3 protein-coding genes are annotated in these 2,627 nt (G+C 45.6%); all 3 read right to left on the bottom strand.

Annotated features, from left to right (window positions below; translation table 11 throughout):
- A partial coding sequence (locus ABYU67_RS12095; RefSeq protein ID WP_372845545.1) for a dihydrodipicolinate synthase family protein occupies positions 1 to 426 on the bottom strand: 426 nt, incomplete at its 3' end.
- A 103-nt stretch (positions 427 to 529) separates the two neighbouring features.
- Complete coding sequence (locus ABYU67_RS12100; RefSeq protein WP_372845547.1) at positions 530 to 1,777, bottom strand: NAD(P)/FAD-dependent oxidoreductase; 1,248 nt, start codon at positions 1,775 to 1,777, stop codon at positions 530 to 532.
- Positions 1,778 to 1,873: 96 nt separating this feature from the next.
- Positions 1,874 to 2,627, bottom strand: a 754-nt coding sequence (locus ABYU67_RS12105) for a proline racemase family protein (protein WP_372845549.1), incomplete at its 5' end; no start/stop codon positions are given.

Genomic DNA, 2,627 nt, shown 5'->3' on the forward strand with positions numbered 1-2,627 from the left:
AACGCCAACACGAGCAGGGAAGTTATACATGATAATAGGCAGCTCACTTGCATCTGCGACTTTTTCAAAGTGAGCGATGATGCCGTCTTGTTCAGGCAAGCTGTAAGGAGTGGCAGACAGCATCAGACCGTCATAGCCTAAGGCTTTGGCTTGGGCAGCAAGTTCAATAGAATGGTCAGTCGATAAGCTATTGATACCAGCGATAAGAGTCACCTTATCTTTTGCCGCTTCAGCGATAGTGGTTAATACGAGCTCACGCTCTGCTGCCGAAAAGGTATAGTATTCACCCGTAGTACCGCAAGCAACGATACCGGCTACGCCTTTGTCGATAAAGGCTTCGACCAGTATTCTTAGTTTTTGCGCATCAACGTTGCCGTTATTGTCAAAAGGAGTAACGATCGGGACTAAAATGCCATTAATGTTCATAAGACTATCCTTAGTGATGTTGATATTGTTGGTGATTTGACGGCTAATGATTCAATGCTGAATCGGTTGGTTTTTCTGGGTTTATAAACGTTTAATAAGATGCTTATTTAAAGCGGCAAAGTTGATACGGTTTTGGATCAATAGTATGGTCTTCATCAAAATAGTAATTGGCAATCATTTGCGCACTAACGACAGCTTGCGTTAAGCCTAAATGCTGATGCCCAAAGCTTAAAAAGACGCGCTCGATTTTGTCGATGACTGGCAAGGAGTCTGCGGTCGATGGTCGAAACCCCATCCATGGCACACTATCAGTAGCGTCTAACTCGGCTTTGAGCATAGGCTGCGCTTGTTGTAATAGCATCTGCGCGCGCTGCATATTGGCAGGGGCATCAAGGCCTGCGTACTCCACGGTGCCTGCCAAGCGTAGCCCCTCCTGCATCGGTGTCATAATAAAACGGCGATCCATGCTTGATACCGGTATCTGTAAGCGCGTACTTTCATGCGGTAGCATTAAGTGATAACCGCGTTCGGTATCTAGCGGTACATTCACGCCTGTTAGCTGCTTGGCCAATGCCTTAGAGTGGGCGCCTGCTGCTAGCAGCACTTTGGACGCTGTCATATCACCTTGACTGGTTGTTAGGTGAATACCCTCTATATCATTGGTCGCTGCAAGGACATGGCAATGTTCAATGACATGACCGCCTAACTGTCTAAAAATATGGTGAAGCTGATTAATAACGGCTTTTAAATTGGTGATATGTCCTGTATTTGGGAAAAACAACGCCGCTAATTGGTTATCTTGTAAAGCAGGTTCACGCTCTAACAATTCTTCTTTAGTCAATAGCTCATTGGCTACGCCAATATCGTTAAGTCGACTGCCATGTGCTATGAGAGGATCGACGCTACTTGTCTTCTCGACCGTCAATAATGAACCTTTCACCTGCACCCATTCGCCCAATTGCCACTGATTGGCAAAGCCTTGCCATGCTTGCAGACTGTTTTTATTTAAGTTTAATAACGCATGATGAATCCGCTCAAATGGCTCAGGGCGCATATTCATCAATAGCTGCATTGCCCAAGGCATCAAGCGAGGTAGATAGTGCCAGTCTATACGCAGTGGTCCAGTCGGATCGAATAACATGGCTGGTACATGACGCAGCATGCTGGCATCTGCAATGGGGAATACTTGCTCAGTAGCGATATGACCTGCGTTACCAAATGAGGCTCCTTGACCCACTTCGTTGGCGTCTAGCAGTGCGACCTTGACGCCTCGTGCTTGCAACGTCACTGCCGCCGCTAGGCCGATAATACCGCCGCCAATAATATGTAAGTCGAAGTTTGAGGTCGTCATGGTTTTCTCGATTACGTTCTGTCGATGAAGTATTTTTGAGAGTGTTTACGCGTTTATCGATAAAACTGTCATTTCATAAAGAATGCTGCGATTTTATTAAGATGGGATTCCCCATTTAAAGGGATCGTCTTCTTGCACAATGAGCGTAGTTTCAGCACAAACATAAGCATGACCACAAATCGTTGGGATGATGGTCTGTTCAGGATAAGCTGCACCAGCTGGATTATTGAGCCTAGTACTCAGATCAGTATTAAGCTCAGATGCATACTGATAACTGCCAGTAAATACGCTGCCGACGACGCCTTGTTGCTGCCATAATTGTTCAGGAGCCAGTTTATTGTCAGCTGCTAGGCAAGCTAGTTTGGCACTTGTGCCGGTACCACAAGGGGAGCGATCGTAAGCTGAACCTGGGCACAAAACAAAGTTTTTACTATCTACTTGTGTATCATCGCTATCGGCAAATAACTCAATATGGTCAATCTCGCTATTGTTTTCGCCAGTGATGTTGGTAACGACCAGTGCTTGTTTGATTTGCATTGTTACTTGAGTAAGCTGTTTAACATTGCTGGCTTGAATGTTTTGTCCATGCTCACTAACTAAAAAGAACCAGTTGCCACCCCAAGCGATATCACCACGGATAAGCCCTAACTCAGGAACGTGAACTTCGACTTGTTTTTTATAACGATAAGAAGGGACGTTTTGTACACTGCAGCTGCCATCATCATGTAGGGTTGCTTTAACCAGACCTACGGGAGTCTCAAGCCAATGTATGCCTGCTGATATTTTTTGTTGATAAGCTAAAGAGACGATGACGCCAATCGTGCCATGACCGCACATGCCCAGATATCCA

The sequence above is a fragment of the Psychrobacter sp. genome, from assembly GCF_041554015.1.
Taxonomy (GTDB): Bacteria; Pseudomonadota; Gammaproteobacteria; order Pseudomonadales; family Moraxellaceae; genus Psychrobacter.